Here is a 15,788-nt window from a genome sequence, read left to right on the forward strand (position 1 = left end):
GTCGCCAGGTGCGGAAAAATTTTAGATAAAATTTTTGCGCCTCGGTCGGTGCCGTGGCGCGCACGAAAAAAAGCGGGCCCGGGAGCCCGCTCTTCAATAGTGTCTTGGCTGCTGCCGAGGATCAGTCCTTGGGGCCGATCATCTGCTCGGGACGCACCACGCGGTCGAAGGTCTCCTCGTCGACGAAGCCCAGGTTGATGGCCTCCTCGCGCAGGGTGGTGCCGTTCTTGTGCGCGGTCTTGGCGACCTTGGTGGCGTTGTCGTAGCCGATGGTCGGCGCCAGCGCCGTCACCAGCATCAGCGATTCCTTCATCAGCTTCTCGATCCGGGCCTCGTTGGCCTGGATGCCCACCACCATGTTGTCGGTGAAGGCCGAGGCGCTGTCGCCCAGAAGCTGCATCGATTGCAGCACGTTGTAGCTCATCATCGGGTTGTAGACGTTGAGCTCGAAGTGGCCTTGCGAGCCTGCCATGCCGACGGCGGCGTCGTTGCCCATGACATGGGCGCAGACCATGGTCAGAGCCTCGGCCTGGGTCGGGTTCACCTTGCCGGGCATGATCGAGGAGCCGGGCTCGTTCTCCGGCAGGATCAGCTCACCAAGGCCCGAGCGCGGGCCGGAGCCCAGCAGGCGGATGTCGTTGGCGATCTTGAACAGCGACGCGGCGACGGTCTTGAGCGCGCCCGAGAACATCACCATGGCGTCATGCGCGGCGAGGGCCTCGAACTTGTTGGGCGCGGTGACGAAGGGCAGGCCGGTGATCTCGGCCATGTTCGCGGCCACGGCCTCGCCCCAGCCCTTCTTGGTGTTGAGCCCGGTGCCCACGGCGGTGCCGCCCTGCGCCAGCTCGTAGATGTCGGGCAGGCAGGCCTCGATGCGGGCGATGCCCTTGCGGACCTGGTGCGCGTAGCCCGAGAACTCCTGGCCGAGCGTCAGCGGCGTGGCGTCCTGGGTGTGGGTGCGGCCGATCTTGATGATGTCCTGGAACGCGTCTCGCTTGGCTTCCAGCGCGGCGGCGAGCTTCTCCAGCCCCGGCAGCAGCACGTCGCGCGCCTGCATGGCGATGCCCACATGCATGGCCGTCGGGAAGGTGTCGTTCGACGACTGGCCCATGTTGCAGTGATCGTTCGGGTGGACGGGCTTTTTCGAGCCCATCTCGCCGTCCAGCATCTCGATGGCACGGTTCGAGATCACCTCGTTGGCGTTCATGTTCGACTGGGTGCCCGAGCCGGTCTGCCAGACAACGAGGGGGAAGTTGTCGTCGAACTTGCCGTCGATCACCTCGCCGGCGGCGGCGATGATGGCGTCGGCGATCTCGGCCTCCATCGCGCCGTTGGCCTTGTTGGCCATGGCGCAGGCCTTCTTCACCACGCCGAGCGCGCGGATGATCGGCACCGGCTGCTTTTCCCAGCCGATCGGGAAGTTCATGATCGAGCGCTGGGTCTGCGCGCCCCAGTACTTGTCTGCGGGAACCTCGAGCGGGCCGAAGCTGTCGGTTTCGGTGCGGGTCTGGGTCACGGGAACCTCCTTTGGAACGCGGTCGCGCAATCTCTTACCCCGTGGCTCGGGAAAGGCAAGGCTGCATACCAAGGGATACCGTTAACATCCGGGTCGCGAGCGGACCCGGCCGCCGGGATCACTGCTTGCGGAAGGAATCGAGTCGCACGACCTCGGCGTCATGCTGCCCATCCGAGGGACGCTCCGGGCCGCCCTCGGGCGGGGTCGGATCATCCTCGTCCTCGTCATCCTCGTCGTCATCCTGGGTCTCGAAACGCAGGCCAAACTCGACGGACGGATCCACGAAGGTCTTGATCGCGTGATAGGGGATATAGAGTCGCTCGGGCGCCTCGCCGAAGCTCAGCGTCACGGCAAAGCCATCCTCGCCGACCTCGAGATCGTCGAAGCGGTGCTGCAGCACCACGGTCATCTCGCCGGGATAGCGGTCCGACAGCCAGTCGGCTAGTTCGACATCCGGGTACTGGGTGTCGAAGGTGATGAAGAAATGATGTTCGCCGGGAAGCCCTCGCTCGGCGACATCCGTGAGGACGTCGTGAATCAGGCCGCGCATGGCGCGATGCATGAGATTGCCGTAGTCGATGCCGCCGGACATGGCACAATTCCTTGTGGTCTTTCAGGGTACCTTATTCGATCTGGCAGCGAGGAAAAGCCTCTGCGGCAGGAAAATGCAAGCAGGTCTTCCGAGTTGCAGCGCTGGCGCCCGCTCTGCAGCGGCGCTGCACGTCAGGGCAGCAGCTGGCCGAGGGCCCAGCCCGTAAGGGCGGTGAGCGCCAGCGTGAGCGGCACGGAGCGCTTGAGTTTCAGCATCAGCAGCGCGGCGAGGGCGACGAGAAAAACCGCCTCGGGGCGCAGGCTCGAGGGGACGGGCAGTGTCGCGGTGAGCGGTGCGGGTGCGGTGACCGTGTCGGAAAACAGGACGTGCAGGGCGAACCAAAGCGACAGGTTGGCGATGACGCCGAGCACCGCGGCGGTGATCGCCGAAAGCGCGCCCTGCAGGCGCGGCCGGGCCAGGAGCCGCTCGAGATGCGGGGCAAAGGCGAAGATCCACAGGAAGCAGGGCAGGAAGGTCATCCAAAGGGTCAGCAGGGACGCCGCCAGCGCCAGCCCCCAGCCGCCCGCCTCGTGGCCGATCAGCTGCCCGGTGAACTGGGTGACGAGGATCAGCGGCCCCGGCGTGGTCTCGGCAAGCCCCAGCGCGTCGACCATCTGCTCGGGCGTCAGCCAGCCGCGAATCTGCACCACCTCCTGCGCCATCCATGCCAGCACCGCGTAGGCGCCACCAAAGGAGACCACCGCGAGCTTGGCGAAGAACAGGCCCAGATCGAAGAGCAGGGTCTCGCCCGCCAGCCACAGCAGCGGCAAAGGCAGCAGCCAGAGCGCGCCCCAGAGCGCGATCCGGGGCAGGGGGGGCGCGGCATGTGCGGGCGGCGGAGCGGACTCCTCTGCCGCGGCCCGACCGGTAAGCCAGCCCCAGAGACCGGCCGCCGCGATGACCACCGGGAAGGGCGTGGCAAAGAGGTAGAGCGCGGCGAAGGCGAACCCGGCGAGACCCATCGCGGCGCGCCCCGAAAGCGCCTTGGCCCAGAGCCGCATCAGCGCCTGCACCACGATCACGATCACCGTGGCCTTCACACCGAGCAACAGCGCCTCGGTTTGCGGCGCGGTCCCGAACGCGGCATAGAGCGCCGCCAGCGCCGCGATCACCAGCGCGCCGGGCAGGACGAAGAGCGCCCCGGCAAGCAGTCCGCCCGGCGTGCCGCGCAGGCGCCAGCCGGCATAGGTGGCGAGCTGCATGGCTTCCGGCCCCGGCAGCAGCATGCAAAAGCTCAGCGCCGAGAGGAACTGCTTCTCGGTGAGCCAGCCGCGCTCTTCGACGAGGACGCGATGCATGAGACCGATCTGCGCGGCGGGGCCGCCGAAGCTGAGCAGGCCGATCCGGCCGAACGCGCTGAAGAGAAGGGAAAACGTGGGCATGGGCGTGCTTTGATCGGGCTTTGTAACGGTGTCATGACGCATCCGGGCGATCCGTCTCAGCCGGTCACGCGGGAGATCTCGCGCAGGATCTTGCGGCGCAGCGTCTCGGCATAAGCGCGGTGGCCGCGCGCGGTCATGACAAAGCCATCGCGGGTGATCAGTGCGCGGCGAAAGAAATTGCTCACCGCGAGCCCGTGGCCCGGCGCCTCGATCGCCAGCGCGTTGACGGTGATTCCCGCGCGCTCGGCGCGCTGCCGCGCGGCGGCGGGCGACCCGCCGGAATTTGGGGTGCCGTCGCCCGAAACGTCGATCACCTTGCGGCGGCAGTCAGGCGCGCCGACAAAGGCATCGATGGCGGCGTGCAGGGCAGGGCCGGGAGCGGTGTCGGAGAGCACGAAGGCGCGCTCCATCGTCATCGCCCGGGCCGAGAGGCCGGCCACGGCCGCGGGGTCGGTCATCCGGGTCCAGCCGATGCTGAGCTGCTGTCGCTCTTCGCCGGCCCACTGCATCACCGCGATGGCGACCCGGTCCTGCACGAGGATCTCGGCGATCAGCGGATCCGTGAGCGCGACGGCGAGGCCCTCGGCCTGAATGCGGTACTCGGCCACGTCGACGGAGTTCGACACGTCCATCGCCAGAAGCAGCGCGGTCTCGCAGGCCGATGCCGAGTTCGGGGCGAGAAGCGAAAGGCAGAGGGGCAAGGCGCGCAGCATGGCGCGATGCTGGCAGCAGGCCGGTGCCGGGTCAATCGCGGTGAGTGCGCCTCTTGGAAGACGTGAGGAGCGATCCGCAAGATGTCTGGAAGTGCAGGCTTCTGTTGCCAGGTGCCTGCGAACCCCGCCTTACGCTGCTAGGCGCAAGGACTTAGATTTCGATCTTTCGGACTGCTTACGCAGCCAGAGCGACCGGAGCACGATTGTCGTTGGCAATTATGCAATGTGAACCGATAACGGTGGTATCTCACCGGGACAAAGCTACATCTTTACACGTTCGTCGATCCTGTTTCGGCCCCATGCCTCCCCCCAACGAAGGGTGATTTGGTGGAGCCGCCGGGTACCGCCCCCGGGTCCGATCCGCTTATTACATGCGCGTTTATGCCCATAGTTCCCGAGGGAACGATCTGAATATAGGCAGGTTGCGGGCGGATTCAAAGGGGGTGCAGCCGGGCGATGCGAAATTTCCTGCGTCGCGCGGTCCGAGAGGGCGGGACACGCCTCCGGCGGGAGTATTTTCGACGAAGAGAAGATGCGAGCGGTTCAAGGAGGCGGAAAGCTGCTGCTGCTTGGCGCTTTTCTTCGCGGCGCGCTTGCGCTAAGCCCGCGCGCAACGAACCCGGAGGGCGATATGAGCGACGGCAAGAACGGCATTACCTACGCGGATGCGGGCGTGGACATCGACGCGGGCAATGCCCTTGTGGACCGCATCAAACCGGCGGCAAAGCGCACCAACCGGGCCGGCACCATGTCCGGCCTCGGCGGCTTCGGCGCGCTCTTCGACCTCAAGGCGGCGGGCTATACCGACCCGGTGCTGGTTGCCGCGACCGACGGCGTGGGCACCAAGCTGCGCATCGCCATCGACACCGGGCACCTTGATGGCGTCGGCATCGATCTCGTTGCGATGTGCGTCAACGACCTGGTCTGCCAAGGCGCCGAGCCTCTGTTCTTCCTGGACTACTTCGCCACCGGCAAGCTCGACACCGAGAGCGCGGCACGCGTCATCGAGGGCATTGCCGAGGGCTGCGTGCGCTCGGGTGCGGCTCTGATCGGCGGCGAGACCGCCGAGATGCCCGGCATGTACCCGGCGGGCGATTTCGACCTCGCGGGCTTTGCCGTCGGCGCCATGGAACGCGGCAGCGACCTGCCCGCCGGCGTCACCGAGGGCGATGTGCTGCTTGGCCTCGCCTCGGACGGCGTGCATTCCAACGGCTACAGCCTCGTGCGCAAGCTGGTCGAGGTCTCTGGCCTCGGCTGGGACGCCGATTGCCCCTGGGCCGAGGGATCGCTCGGCGCCGCGCTCCTGACGCCGACCCGGCTCTACGTGAAGCAGGCGCTTGCGGCGGTGCGTGCCGGCGGCGTGCATGCGCTGGCCCACATCACCGGCGGCGGCCTGACCGAGAACCTGCCGCGCGTCCTGCCCGAGGGCATGGGCGCCGAGATCAGCCTCGACGCCTGGGAACTGCCCCCGGTGTTCAAGTGGATGGCCGAGACCGGCGGCATCGCGCCCGCCGAGATGCTCAAGACCTTCAACTGCGGCGTCGGCATGGTGCTGGCGGTGGATGCGTCCCGCGCCGAGGCGATCGCCGAGCTGCTGCGCGCCGAGGGCGAGACCGTCTACATGCTCGGCACCGTCACCGGAGAGGCTGGCATGTCCTACGAGGGCACGCTGTCTTGAAACGGGTCGCCATCTTCATCTCGGGCGGCGGCTCGAACATGGTGAAGCTGGTCGAGAGCATGACCGGCGATCACCCGGCGCGCCCGGTGCTGGTGCTGTCGAACAATGCCGCGGCGGGTGGCCTCGCCAAGGCCGCCGAGATGGGTGTCCCGACGGCGGTGGTCGATCACCGTCCGTTCAAGGGCGACCGCGAGGCCTTCCAGGAGGCGTTGCAGGCGGAGCTGGTGAAGGCCGCGCCGGACATTCTGTGCCTGGCCGGTTTCATGCGGGTGCTGACCGCGAGCTTCGTGCAAAACTGGCAGGGGCGGATGCTCAACATCCACCCCTCGCTCTTGCCCAAGTATCGCGGACTGCACACCCATGCCCGTGCCCTCGAGGCGGGCGACGCTGAGCATGGCTGCACCGTGCACGAGGTGACCCCCGAGCTCGACGAGGGGCCGATCCTCGGCCAGGCGGTGGTTCCGGTGCGCGCGGGCGACACGCCCGACGATCTGGCGGCCCGGGTGCTGGTGCAGGAGCACAGGCTTTACCCGGCGGTGCTGCGGCGCTTTGCCGAGGGCAACCGCGAGACGCTGCGGCTCAGCGCCGAGTGACCAGTGACGGCGCGGCATTGCCGTGCCAGTCGCCAAGGTTGAGCGTGGCCGGTGGCGCCAGCAGCGCCGGAACCCCCATCATCAGAAGCAGGGCGAGTGCCGCGGCGAGCGGTGCAAGCGGGATCTGCGCGCTGCGGCGCGCGGGCAGGGGCGTTGTGTCGAGGCAGGTCATGTCTGGAACTCCGGGTTGGCTTTGGGATGAGCCGGAGATAGCCCCTGCGTGATCATCTTTGAAATGAATGTTTGATGCGCGCACCTTCACGAAACGTGATGGAATGATGCAGCGTGGACGCGGGGCGGTCATGCCGGCGACGCTTTCTGGTCCGGGGGCTTTGCTCCGCGCCGTGGCGGGTGTAGGACAGGCCAACCCGCAAGAGCGAAGCAACAAGATCACAAAGCGCCCGGAGCCCGCATGAAGACCATCACCTCGACCGAAGATCTCGCCGCCTTCTGCAGCGAGGCAGCCACGGCACCCTATGTCACGGTCGACACGGAATTCCTGCGCGAGCGCACCTATTACTCGAAGCTCTGCCTGATCCAGCTGGCCTATCCGGGGCAGGGAGACGAGAATGCGGTGCTGGTCGATCCGCTGGCCGGTGAGCTGTCGCTCGAGCCGCTGCTCGAGCTGTTCCGCAACACGAACGTGGTCAAGGTGTTCCATGCCGCGCGGCAGGATCTCGAGATCTTCTTCATCGATCACGGGGTGATCCCCGACCCGCTCTTCGACACCCAGGTCGCGGCGATGGTCTGCGGCTTCGGCGAGCAGGTCGGCTACGAGACGCTGGTCAAGCGTATCGCAAAGCAGGGGCTCGACAAGTCCTCGCGCTTTACCGACTGGTCGCGCCGTCCGCTGACCGACGCGCAGAAGAAATACGCGCTCGCCGACGTGACCCACCTGCGGGTGATCTACGAATACCTCGCCGCCGAGCTCGAGCGCACCGGACGTGCTCGCTGGGTCGCCGAGGAGCTGGGTGTTCTGACCGATCCCGAGACCTACATCACCCGACCCCAAGACGCCTGGCAGCGGGTCAAGACGCGCTCCTCAAGCCCGCGTTTCCTCGCCATCGTGCGCGAACTGGCGGCGTTCCGCGAGGACTACGCCCAGTCCCGCAACATCCCTCGCAACCGGGTGTTCAAGGATGACGCGCTGACCGAGCTGGCCTCGACCAAGCCGGTGACGATGGAGGATCTTGGCCGCTCGCGCCTGCTGCTGCGCGAGGCCCGCAAGGGGCCGATCGCCGATGGCATCCTCGCCGCGATCAAGGCCGGGATGGAATGTCCCAAGGACGCGTTGCCCAAGCCCGACACCAGCAAGGACCAGCTGCAGGTGAACCCGGCTCTGGCCGATCTTCTGCGGGTGCTTCTGAAGGCGCGCACCGAGGCCTCCGGCGTGGCAGCACGGCTGATCGCTCCGGCGGCGGATCTCGACGCCATGGCGGCGGGCCAGCGCGACGTGAAGGCGCTGACCGGCTGGCGTCGCGAGGTATTCGGCGAGGATGCGCTGCGTCTTTGCGAGGGCCGCATCGGCCTCGCGGTGAAGGGGCGCGACGTCGAGGTCATCGAGATCTGAGGACGGCGCAGGCACTTGCCCTCGCGTCCCCATGCAACGCCCCGCGAGGGGCGTTGTTTCGTTACAGGACCGTGGCTGGGCGGGGTGCGGCGCGGGCGCCTCAGCGGCGCGAGACCAGCACGTTGCTGCGGCCCGCAACGCGAACCTCGCGGATGCCGAAGAGCTCCTGCTCTGTGAGCCAGACCGCCGCGGTGACACTGCGCGCATCGGCGTCGACATTGACCGGACCGGCGGATTGCAGGGCGTTCATGGTGTAGGCGAGGGTGTCGCCGTCGGTCTGCGTTTCGTCGGGGATCAGGCGAACCTCGAACGGACCGGCGCGGTTGGCGGTGCCGGTGACGCGGATGATCGCGCCGCCGGGACGGCGCTCGATCAGCAGCTCGGAGATGGTCTCGATCGGGCTGCCGAGGTAGAGTTCGGCGGTATTGCTGCGGAAGATCGAGGCGCGCCGGGCAGGGATCAGCGGGTTGGTGGCGCCGGTGGCGTTGGGATCGACGTTGACCGGCACGGATTCGCTCTGACCGAACCAGTTGACCGGGTTCCAGCTGCTGCTGCAGCCGGTCAGGACGAGGCCCGCGACGATCACAACGGAAAGAGTTTTCTTCATGGCGTTTCTGCCCCTTGCCTGCCTTGGCAAAGGGGTTATCGCATTGTGCCGAACTTGAAAAGCGCCGCGTTCCGGGGCTGGACCTTTGCGCCTGTGCTGCCTACCTGTGGGGCGACAGCAGGAGATGGTTCATGGCACAGGCAGCGTTCGAAGAGGTGGTCGAGGATTTCGAGTTTCTCGAGGACTGGGAAGACCGCTACCGGATGGTGATCGAGATGGGCAAGGCGATGGCGCCGCTGCCCGAGGCGCTGAAGGTGCCCGCCACCAAGGTCGAGGGCTGCGCCAGCCAAGTCTGGCTGCATCCTCAGATCGAGGCCGGGGTGTTCCATTTCGAGGGCGACAGCGACGCGATGATCGTGCGCGGCCTGATCGCCGTCCTGCACAAGCTCTATGACGGGCTGCCCGTGGGCGAGGTCTCGAAGCTGGACGCACGCGCCGAGCTTGGCCGGCTGGGATTGAACGAGCACCTCTCGGCGCAGCGCTCCAACGGGCTGCGGGCCATGGTGGAGCGCATTCAAACCACAGCCGCTGCCGCTTGATTTATTATAAAAATCAGTCTGTTGCGAGGCGATTCTGAAGCTCAGGTCGCGGTTTGGCCGGCCGACAGGGGGCGCTGCCCCCTCTTGGCCTGCGGCCAATTCACCCCCGAGGTATTTTGAAACCAGAGAAGACCGAGGCACAGCGCCCCTGGCTTCTCTTCGTCAAAAATACTCCCGCCGGAGGCAGGCCGACCATCGCGGTCGGGCGCTCGGTCAGCCGTGTCCGTTGCGGCGCAGCCAGCCATGCGCGAAGGCGAGCTTGTCCCGCACCCCTTGGGCCAGAACGAACGGGTAGAGATCAGGCAGATCCATCGCGCGGTTGACGTGGTTCATCGCGATCGAAAGGTCGATGGCCATGGTGATCTCTGCCTCGGTATCGGAGGCGGCATAGGCGTCGTGTCCCGCGGGCGGGCCCCCCGGGAGCGCCAGCCGGGCGGCGGCGGCGCTGTCGACGAGGTCGATCAGGTGCAGCAGGTGGGCGATGGTCTCGGCCCAGTCCTCGTGCGGGTGCGCGGTGGCGTAGCTGGTGATGTGGGTCTCGTCAGCCGGTTGCGGGTCGGCGTAGTGACGCTCGAGCGCAGCGCCGTAGTCGGCACGCTCGTCGCCGAACAGGGCGCGGAACTGCGCTAGGAACTCGGGGGACTCGGAGAGGCGCAGGTGCAGGAAATGTGCCGTCTCGTGGCGCATGTGACCCAGCATGGTGCGGTAGAGCTCGCCGAGCTCTTCCTGCCGCTTGGCCAGCACCGCGTCGCTGGCTTCGGTCACGTTGATGGTGATGAGCCCGTTGGCATGGCCCATGATGATGTCGGCCTGTCCGGCGGCGGTCTGCTCAGAAAGCAGCTTGAACACCGGCCGGGCGCCGGGATCGCTTGGCGTGAACCAGCCCCAGCGCGCGAGGTTGGCGAGCATCCAGCGCTTGGAGAGCTCCGAGGTCTCCCAGAGCGGACGGTTTCCGTTCTCGCGCAGGTCGGGAAGCATCTCGGTCATGGTGCAGGAACGGCAGAGCTCGCCGTTCTCAGCCATCCAGTTGCAGCCGATGAGGTCGCGATTCGCGCAGGGCTCGCTCAGCGGCAGCATGCGCTGCGCATCCGGATCGAAGCTCACCTGCTGGCCGCAGGTGCAGCCGGTGTTGTGGAAATAGAGCGGGGCGCCGCAATTGGGGCACTGAAAGATCTGCATCTGAGGGTCCTGACCCGGGAGGTTCCGTCTGCCAGTAACGGCGGCGGGGCGGTGCAAGTTCCGTCGCATCGCCATGCCGTCGCGGAACGGTCAGGGAGGTGCTGGGTCAGAGTGGCGAAACCGGCGCGCCGCGCAAGCGCGAAGTTGCCGGCCTCACTCGGTGTCGGTGCCGCGCAACGCGAGGATGGCGAAGATGCCGACCACGGACAGCCCGACCACCGCGATATTGAGCGGCGAGGAGTTCGCGACGATCACCGCCACCAGCGCCCAGATCACCGTGATGCCGTAGAGCGGCGCGCGGTGCAGGCGGTATTGCACCACCAGCGCTATGGCCAGAGCGATGGCCAGCGCCACCAGCGCCGAGGGCGTCGGCCCGAGCAGCCCGTAGCCGGCCAGCAGCAAGCCGATGGACACCGAGGAGGCGGCAGTCAGCCAGCCGGCGTAGACGGCCAGCGGCGAGACCTGCAGCCAGCGGTCCATGTCGCCGGTGCGGAACAGCGCCACCAGCGCGGTGACCAGCATCACCCAGATCATCGCGGTGGCGGCGATCGGCGAGAGCTGCGCCACCGGCAGCCAGACCACGCCGACGGCGAGGCTGATGAAGAGCGGCTGGCGGTGCGGCTGCCAGTCGGGGTCGTCGGAGCGGCGGAACAGGCCAAAGCCGGTGCCGGCGATGAGCCAGAGATAGATCAGGCCCCAGATCGCGAAGGCATAGCCCGCCGGCTGCACCGGCGGGTTGTCCTGCGGCACGGGAAAGGCGCTCGGGTCGAACCCGTTGAAGCCGGGAAACAGCACCGGCCCGGCGGCGAAGACCACCGCGGCCAGAAACACCAGAACCGCCCAGAGCACCTGCATGATCAGACCAGCTCGCCGTCGGCGGTGAGAGTGGTCTTGCCGCCGAGCCACGGATGCAGCGCCTCGGGCAGCTTGACCGAGCCGTCTTCCTGCTGGCCGTTCTCCAGTACCGCGATCAGGCAGCGCCCGACCGCGAGGCCCGAGCCGTTCAGCGTGTGCACGTAATCCGGCTTGCCGCCGCCCGCGGGCTTGAAGCGGGCGTTCATCCGGCGGGCCTGGAAATCACCGCAGACCGAGACCGACGAGATCTCGCGGTAGGTGTTCTGTCCCGGCAGCCAGACCTCGATGTCATGGGTACGCCGCGCACCGAATCCGATGTCGCCGGTGCAGAGCACCACGGTGCGGTAGGGCAGGCCGAGCTTCTCCAGAATGCCCTGCGCGCAGGCGGTCATCCGGTCGAGCTCCTCGCGGGATTTGTCGGGGTGGGTGACCGAGACCATCTCGACCTTCTCGAACTGGTGCTGGCGCAGCATACCCGAGGTGTCGCGCCCGGCGGAGCCCGCCTCGGAGCGGAAACACTGGGTGTGCGCCACGTAGCGGCGCGGCAGGTAGCTTTCCTCGACGGTCTCGCCGTTGACGATGTTGGTCAGCGTGACCTCGGCGGTGGGCACCAGCCACCAGCCCTCGCGGGTCTGGTAGCTGTCCTCGCCGAATTTCGGCAGCTGCCCGGTGCCGTACATCATCTCTTCGCGCACCAGCACCGGGGTCCAGGTCTCGGTGAGGCCGTTCTCCTCGACATGGGTGTCGAGCATGAACTGCGCCAGCGCCCGGTGGATGCGGACGACGCCACCGGAGAGCACCACGAAGCGCGAGCCGGAGAGCTTGGCCGCGGTCTCGAAATCCATGCCCTTCTGCACGGCCGCGAGCTGGTAGTGCTCCTTCGGCGCGAAATCGAACGTGGCCGGGGTGCCCCAGCGGTGGATCTCGACATTGTCGTCTTCGTCGGCACCGTCCGGCACGTCATCGAAGGGCAGGTTGGGCAGGCCCATCAGAAGCTCGTCGAGCTGCGCGTCGAGCGCCTTGGCGCGGTCCTGCATCTCGGAGACCTCGGCCTTCTTGGCGCCTACGAGCGCGCGCAGCCGTTCGAACTCTGCCTCGTTGCCCGAGGCCTTGGCGGCGCCCACGTCCTTGGCGGCCTTCTTCTGATCCGCCTGCGCGGTCTCGGCGGCGTGGATCGCGGCGCGGCGCTCTTCGTCGATCTTCAGGATCGAGGGCGATTGCGGCTCCATCCCGCGGCGAGACAGCGCCGCGTCGAATGCGGCGGGGTTTTCTCGGATGGCGCGGATGTCGTGCATCGTCCCTTGTCCTTCTTTTCGGGTGCGAGTCGGGGCGGTTATGCCCTCTTTTCACTCGGAGGTGTAGGGGGCGCCCTGCAACAGGCGTCCGCGCACCCATTCATCGACCGGAACCACCAGCGCATTGCCGCGCGCCGAGGCGGAGACCACGCCGATCACCTGCCAGTCCGGCCCGCCGCTGAGCGCCGGGCCGCCGGAATTGCCCGGGCGCACCGGGCAGTCGACGAAAAGCAGCTGGTGGACCGGTCTCCCGTCGCAGTCGAACCGGGCCGAGAGCCGGTGCGGGCGGTGATCGTGATAGCCCGCCAGCGCATAGGGCGGCGCGAACGTGCTGCCGATCTTGAGGGGCGTGACCTCGGTGATCGGCTCGGCAAGGTAGACCAGCGCGATGTCATGTTCCACGTCGAGCTGGACCTGCGCATAGGCCTGCGGATGGACCTCGTAGGAGGCGACGGGGCTGTCGGCGGCATGATCGCCGCCGTACCAGCCGGCGGCGAAATGCAGCATCTCGGGCGCGGTCGGGTTGCCGTCGGGGCCGGCGACGCAATGCGCGGCGGTGAGCAGCGTGTCGGGCGCTATGAGCGCCGCGCTGCACATGCCGAGCCGGCTGACGCCGCGGGTGTTGAGCCGCCCGACCGCCTCCCAGTCGGAGAGCCGGTCCCGGGCCACGGCGGGCAGTTCGCCCTCGCGCGGGGTCATCATGCGGGTCTCGGGATCCTGCGCGGCGAGAGGGCCGGGCAGGGCAAGGGCCAGCAGCGTGACGAGCGTTCGGGCGGCGCGGCCGAGGGTCACCACCAGTTGGGGTGGTAATACTCCCCGGCGCTCATGCCGACATAAAGAGGGCCGCAGCGTTGCCCGACATTGACGCCGGTGCGCACGCCGTCGGTGCCGACGCCGACATTCACATTGGCGCTGGGTTTGGGGCTGCAGCGCTCGCATCCGGCAAGCGCGGTGCCCGCAAGGGCGAGGATCAGGAACAAACGCATTTGGGCTCAACCTTTTCTTGCGCCCGGAAAGCGGGCTCTCGCCTCAGCCTAGGCGCCGAGGGGACGTTGCGGCAAGGGCGCAGGGGCACGCAATCGGTGTTTGCCGCCGACGCGGCACTGATCGAACGCGGGGGAGGCAGGTCTCGAGCGCGCCGGGGCCGTCTTTGCGCGGCTCACCCGACGGCATCCGCCCCTCGCATCTCGCGTCCCGGGCAAGGCCCCGTGACGCTCCTTGCATCCCTTGCCGTTCGCACATAGGTTCCGCGCGACCTGACCGGGGGCTTCCCCCGCATTCATTCCATCTGAGGAGCCCGCCCATGGACCCAGCCGCGCTTGGACAATTCCTTCCGCTCATCCTGATCTTCGCGATCATGTACTTCCTGCTCATCCGTCCGCAGCAGAAGAAGATGAAGGAGCACCAGAAGATGGTCGCGGCGCTGCGCCGGGGCGACCAGGTCGTCACCCAGGGCGGCATCATCGGCAAGGTGGCCAAGGTCAAGGACAACAACGAGATCGACGTCGAGATTGCCGAGGGCGTGAAGGTCCGCGTGGTGCAGAACACCGTCACGCAGGTCCTGTCCAAGACCGAGCCGGCCGAGAGCTGAGCCCCTAGGCGCCGACATGCTGCAGATCGATACCTGGAAACGCGTCCTCATCTGGGCGCTGGTGGTGGCGGGGCTGGTGCTGGCGGCGCCGAACCTCTTCTATAATCGCGTTGAATCGCACAACGATGCCGTGAAGGCCATCGAGGCGCAGGGCAGCACGGCCGAGCGCGAGGCGCAGGCCTCGGTCTGGCCGACATGGCTGCCCTCGGACCTCGTGAACCTCGGCCTCGACCTGCGCGGTGGTGCGCACCTGCTGGCCGAGGTTCGGCTCTCGGATGTCTATGCCGCGCGCATGGAGGCGCTCTGGCCCGAGGTGCGCGACGTGCTTCGCGACGCCCGCGATGAGGTCGGCACGATCCGGCTTCAGCCCTCCGCTCCCGGCATCCTCCGGGTGCGGATCTCCAATCCCGACGGCATGGCCCGCGCGCTCGAGTTGGTGCGCGGACTGGCGCAGCCGGTGGTCTCGCTGACCGGGGCCGGCGCCACCGACCTGCAGGTCGCGGGCGATGGCAGCGACATCATCGTGACACTCTCGGAGGCCGAACAGCGCGCCACCGACGAGCGCACCATGCAGCAGTCGCTCGAGATCATCCGCCGCCGCATCGACGAGGTCGGCACCCGCGAGCCGACGATCCAGCGCCAGGGCTCCGACCGGATCCTGATCCAGGTGCCCGGCATCGGCTCGGCCGCCGAGCTCAAGGAGATCATTGGCACCACTGCGCAGCTGACCTTCCAGCCGGTCGTCGGGCGTGCCTCGAGCGCCGGCGAAAGCGCCGGCGTCGGCAACGAGGTGCTGCCCTCCCTGAACGAAGAGGGCGTCTTCTACATCCTCGAAACCGCCCCCGTTGTCACCGGCGAGGAACTCGTCGACGCGCAGCCGAGCTACGACCAGAACGGCCGCCCGGCGGTCAACTTCCGCTTCAACCCGAGCGGCGCGCGCAAGTTCGGCGATTACACCGCCGAGAACATCGGCTCGCCCTTCGCCATCGTGCTCGACGACGAGGTGATCTCGGCCCCGGTGATCCAGAGCCACATTCCCGGCGGCTCGGGCATCATCACCGGCAATTTCGACATCGCCGAATCCACCAACCTCGCGGTGCTGCTGCGCGCAGGTGCGCTGCCGGCGGGGATGGAATTCCTCGAGGAGCGCACCATCGGCCCCGAGCTCGGTCAGGACAGCATCGACGCGGGCAAGCTTGCCACCGGCGTGGCCTTCGCGGCGGTGCTGATCTTCATGTTCCTCAGCTACGGCCTGTTCGGGCTCTTCGCCAACGTGGCGCTGATCCTCAACATTGGCCTGATCATGGGCATCCTCTCGGCCATCGGCGCCACGCTGACGCTGCCCGGCATCGCCGGCATCGTGCTCACCGTGGGCATGGCGGTCGACGCCAACGTGCTGATCTTCGAACGCATCCGCGAAGAAATCAAATCCGCCCGCGGCCCGGCCCGCGCCATCGAGCTCGGCTATTCGAAGGCGCTGTCGGCCATCGTCGACGCCAACATCACCACGGTGATCACCGCCATCATTCTTTACGTCATGGGCTCGGGTCCGGTGCGCGGCTTCGCCATCACGCTCGGCATCGGCATCGTGACATCGGTGTTCACCGCGATCTGGGTCACCCGCCTGCTGATCGTGATGTGGTTCGAACGCCGCCGCCCCAAGACGCTGGAGATCTGA

The 15,788-nt window shown here is 67.4% G+C and carries 17 protein-coding genes and 1 other RNA gene; 6 read left to right on the forward strand and 12 right to left on the reverse strand.

Annotated features, from left to right (window positions below):
• Positions 1-121: 121 nt before the first annotated feature.
• The 5 genes from fumC to ssrA all read right to left on the reverse strand — a co-directional run bounded on the left by fumC (position 122) and on the right by ssrA (position 4,646).
• On the reverse strand, positions 122-1,516 hold the full coding sequence (fumC, locus tag JF542_RS16010) for a class II fumarate hydratase (protein ID WP_207076575.1): 1,395 nt from the start codon (positions 1,514-1,516) through the stop codon (positions 122-124).
• A 118-nt stretch (positions 1,517-1,634) separates the two neighbouring features.
• On the reverse strand, positions 1,635-2,108 hold the full coding sequence (locus JF542_RS16015) for an SspB family protein (protein ID WP_207076576.1): 474 nt from the start codon (positions 2,106-2,108) through the stop codon (positions 1,635-1,637).
• 131 nt (positions 2,109-2,239) lie between these two features.
• Positions 2,240-3,490, reverse strand: a complete 1,251-nt coding sequence (gene chrA, locus JF542_RS16020) for a chromate efflux transporter (protein WP_207076577.1) — start codon at positions 3,488-3,490, stop codon at positions 2,240-2,242.
• Between the two features lie 56 nt (positions 3,491-3,546).
• On the reverse strand, positions 3,547-4,203 hold the full coding sequence (locus tag JF542_RS16025; RefSeq protein ID WP_207076578.1) for a DUF1194 domain-containing protein: 657 nt from the start codon (positions 4,201-4,203) through the stop codon (positions 3,547-3,549).
• Positions 4,204-4,293: 90 nt separating this feature from the next.
• Positions 4,294-4,646: a transfer-messenger RNA gene (gene ssrA, locus JF542_RS16030) on the reverse strand.
• A gap of 188 nt (positions 4,647-4,834) precedes the next feature.
• Here ssrA and purM point away from each other — a divergent pair.
• Together purM and purN are read left to right on the forward strand one after the other, a co-directional pair.
• Positions 4,835-5,881, forward strand: coding sequence for a phosphoribosylformylglycinamidine cyclo-ligase (gene purM, locus JF542_RS16035; RefSeq protein WP_207076579.1), 1,047 nt, complete (start codon positions 4,835-4,837; stop codon positions 5,879-5,881).
• Positions 5,878-6,474 (forward strand): phosphoribosylglycinamide formyltransferase, encoded by a 597-nt coding sequence (purN, locus tag JF542_RS16040; RefSeq protein ID WP_207076580.1) that lies wholly within the window; start codon positions 5,878-5,880, stop codon positions 6,472-6,474. Before purM ends, purN begins: the two co-directional genes overlap by 4 nt.
• Here the strand turns inward: purN and JF542_RS16045 are convergent.
• Positions 6,461-6,646 carry a hypothetical protein gene (locus tag JF542_RS16045; RefSeq protein WP_207076581.1) on the reverse strand — a complete coding sequence of 62 codons (186 nt, stop codon included), beginning with the start codon at positions 6,644-6,646 and terminating at the stop codon, positions 6,461-6,463. The genes purN and JF542_RS16045 overlap by 14 nt on opposite strands.
• A 240-nt stretch (positions 6,647-6,886) precedes the next feature.
• On the opposite strand from JF542_RS16045, the gene rnd reads away from it, so the two are divergent.
• Entirely contained in the window at positions 6,887-8,044 is a 1,158-nt protein-coding gene (gene rnd / locus JF542_RS16050) for a ribonuclease D (protein WP_007799969.1), read from the forward strand.
• A gap of 100 nt (positions 8,045-8,144) precedes the next feature.
• Here rnd and JF542_RS16055 read toward each other — a convergent pair whose 3' ends face one another.
• Positions 8,145-8,651, reverse strand: coding sequence for a hypothetical protein (locus JF542_RS16055; protein WP_207076582.1), 507 nt, complete (start codon positions 8,649-8,651; stop codon positions 8,145-8,147).
• Between the two features lie 131 nt (positions 8,652-8,782).
• On the opposite strand from JF542_RS16055, the gene JF542_RS16060 reads away from it, so the two are divergent.
• Positions 8,783-9,190, forward strand: a complete 408-nt coding sequence (locus JF542_RS16060; RefSeq protein ID WP_207076583.1) for a SufE family protein — start codon at positions 8,783-8,785, stop codon at positions 9,188-9,190.
• A 213-nt stretch (positions 9,191-9,403) separates the two neighbouring features.
• On the opposite strand, the gene JF542_RS16065 is transcribed toward JF542_RS16060, so the two are convergent.
• The 5 genes from JF542_RS16065 to JF542_RS16085 form a co-directional block, all read right to left on the reverse strand.
• Positions 9,404-10,369 carry a zinc-binding metallopeptidase family protein gene (locus JF542_RS16065; RefSeq protein ID WP_207076584.1) on the reverse strand — a complete coding sequence of 322 codons (966 nt, stop codon included), beginning with the start codon at positions 10,367-10,369 and terminating at the stop codon, positions 9,404-9,406.
• 153 nt (positions 10,370-10,522) lie between these two features.
• Positions 10,523-11,224: a hypothetical protein gene (locus JF542_RS16070; RefSeq protein ID WP_207076585.1), complete on the reverse strand. Its 702-nt coding sequence runs from the start codon at positions 11,222-11,224 to the stop codon at positions 10,523-10,525.
• A gap of 2 nt (positions 11,225-11,226) precedes the next feature.
• Positions 11,227-12,519, reverse strand: coding sequence for a serine--tRNA ligase (serS, locus tag JF542_RS16075; protein ID WP_007799979.1), 1,293 nt, complete (start codon positions 12,517-12,519; stop codon positions 11,227-11,229).
• 51 nt (positions 12,520-12,570) lie between these two features.
• Positions 12,571-13,314, reverse strand: a complete 744-nt coding sequence (locus JF542_RS16080; protein ID WP_207076586.1) for a trypsin-like serine protease — start codon at positions 13,312-13,314, stop codon at positions 12,571-12,573.
• On the reverse strand, positions 13,308-13,505 hold the full coding sequence (locus JF542_RS16085; RefSeq protein ID WP_007799982.1) for a hypothetical protein: 198 nt from the start codon (positions 13,503-13,505) through the stop codon (positions 13,308-13,310). Before JF542_RS16085 ends, JF542_RS16080 begins: the two co-directional genes overlap by 7 nt.
• Before the next feature lie 317 nt (positions 13,506-13,822).
• Between JF542_RS16085 and yajC the strand changes: the two genes are divergently transcribed.
• Both yajC and secD read left to right on the forward strand, forming a co-directional pair.
• Positions 13,823-14,110: a preprotein translocase subunit YajC gene (gene yajC, locus JF542_RS16090; RefSeq protein WP_007799984.1), complete on the forward strand. Its 288-nt coding sequence runs from the start codon at positions 13,823-13,825 to the stop codon at positions 14,108-14,110.
• A 16-nt stretch (positions 14,111-14,126) separates the two neighbouring features.
• On the forward strand, positions 14,127-15,788 hold the full coding sequence (secD, locus tag JF542_RS16095; RefSeq protein ID WP_207076587.1) for a protein translocase subunit SecD: 1,662 nt from the start codon (positions 14,127-14,129) through the stop codon (positions 15,786-15,788).

The organism is Salipiger bermudensis (assembly GCF_017309175.1).
In the GTDB taxonomy this organism is placed as follows: domain Bacteria; phylum Pseudomonadota; class Alphaproteobacteria; order Rhodobacterales; family Rhodobacteraceae; genus Salipiger; species Salipiger bermudensis.

What these genes read in the sequence shown, in the direction of transcription:
- JF542_RS16015 (WP_207076576.1), bottom strand. Translation starts at nt 2,108, where the DNA reads ATGTCCGGCGGCATCGACTACGGCAATCTCATGCATCGCGCCATGCGC.
- chrA (WP_207076577.1), bottom strand. Translation starts at nt 3,490, where the DNA reads ATGCCCACGTTTTCCCTTCTCTTCAGCGCGTTCGGCCGGATCGGCCTG.
- JF542_RS16025 (WP_207076578.1), bottom strand. Translation starts at nt 4,203, where the DNA reads ATGCTGCGCGCCTTGCCCCTCTGCCTTTCGCTTCTCGCCCCGAACTCG.
- purM (WP_207076579.1), top strand. Translation starts at nt 4,835, where the DNA reads ATGAGCGACGGCAAGAACGGCATTACCTACGCGGATGCGGGCGTGGAC.
- JF542_RS16045 (WP_207076581.1), bottom strand. Translation starts at nt 6,646, where the DNA reads ATGACCTGCCTCGACACAACGCCCCTGCCCGCGCGCCGCAGCGCGCAG.
- rnd (WP_007799969.1), top strand. Translation starts at nt 6,887, where the DNA reads ATGAAGACCATCACCTCGACCGAAGATCTCGCCGCCTTCTGCAGCGAG.
- JF542_RS16055 (WP_207076582.1), bottom strand. Translation starts at nt 8,651, where the DNA reads ATGAAGAAAACTCTTTCCGTTGTGATCGTCGCGGGCCTCGTCCTGACC.
- JF542_RS16060 (WP_207076583.1), top strand. Translation starts at nt 8,783, where the DNA reads ATGGCACAGGCAGCGTTCGAAGAGGTGGTCGAGGATTTCGAGTTTCTC.
- JF542_RS16065 (WP_207076584.1), bottom strand. Translation starts at nt 10,369, where the DNA reads ATGCAGATCTTTCAGTGCCCCAATTGCGGCGCCCCGCTCTATTTCCAC.
- JF542_RS16070 (WP_207076585.1), bottom strand. Translation starts at nt 11,224, where the DNA reads ATGCAGGTGCTCTGGGCGGTTCTGGTGTTTCTGGCCGCGGTGGTCTTC.
- serS (WP_007799979.1), bottom strand. Translation starts at nt 12,519, where the DNA reads ATGCACGACATCCGCGCCATCCGAGAAAACCCCGCCGCATTCGACGCG.
- JF542_RS16085 (WP_007799982.1), bottom strand. Translation starts at nt 13,505, where the DNA reads ATGCGTTTGTTCCTGATCCTCGCCCTTGCGGGCACCGCGCTTGCCGGA.
- yajC (WP_007799984.1), top strand. Translation starts at nt 13,823, where the DNA reads ATGGACCCAGCCGCGCTTGGACAATTCCTTCCGCTCATCCTGATCTTC.
- secD (WP_207076587.1), top strand. Translation starts at nt 14,127, where the DNA reads ATGCTGCAGATCGATACCTGGAAACGCGTCCTCATCTGGGCGCTGGTG.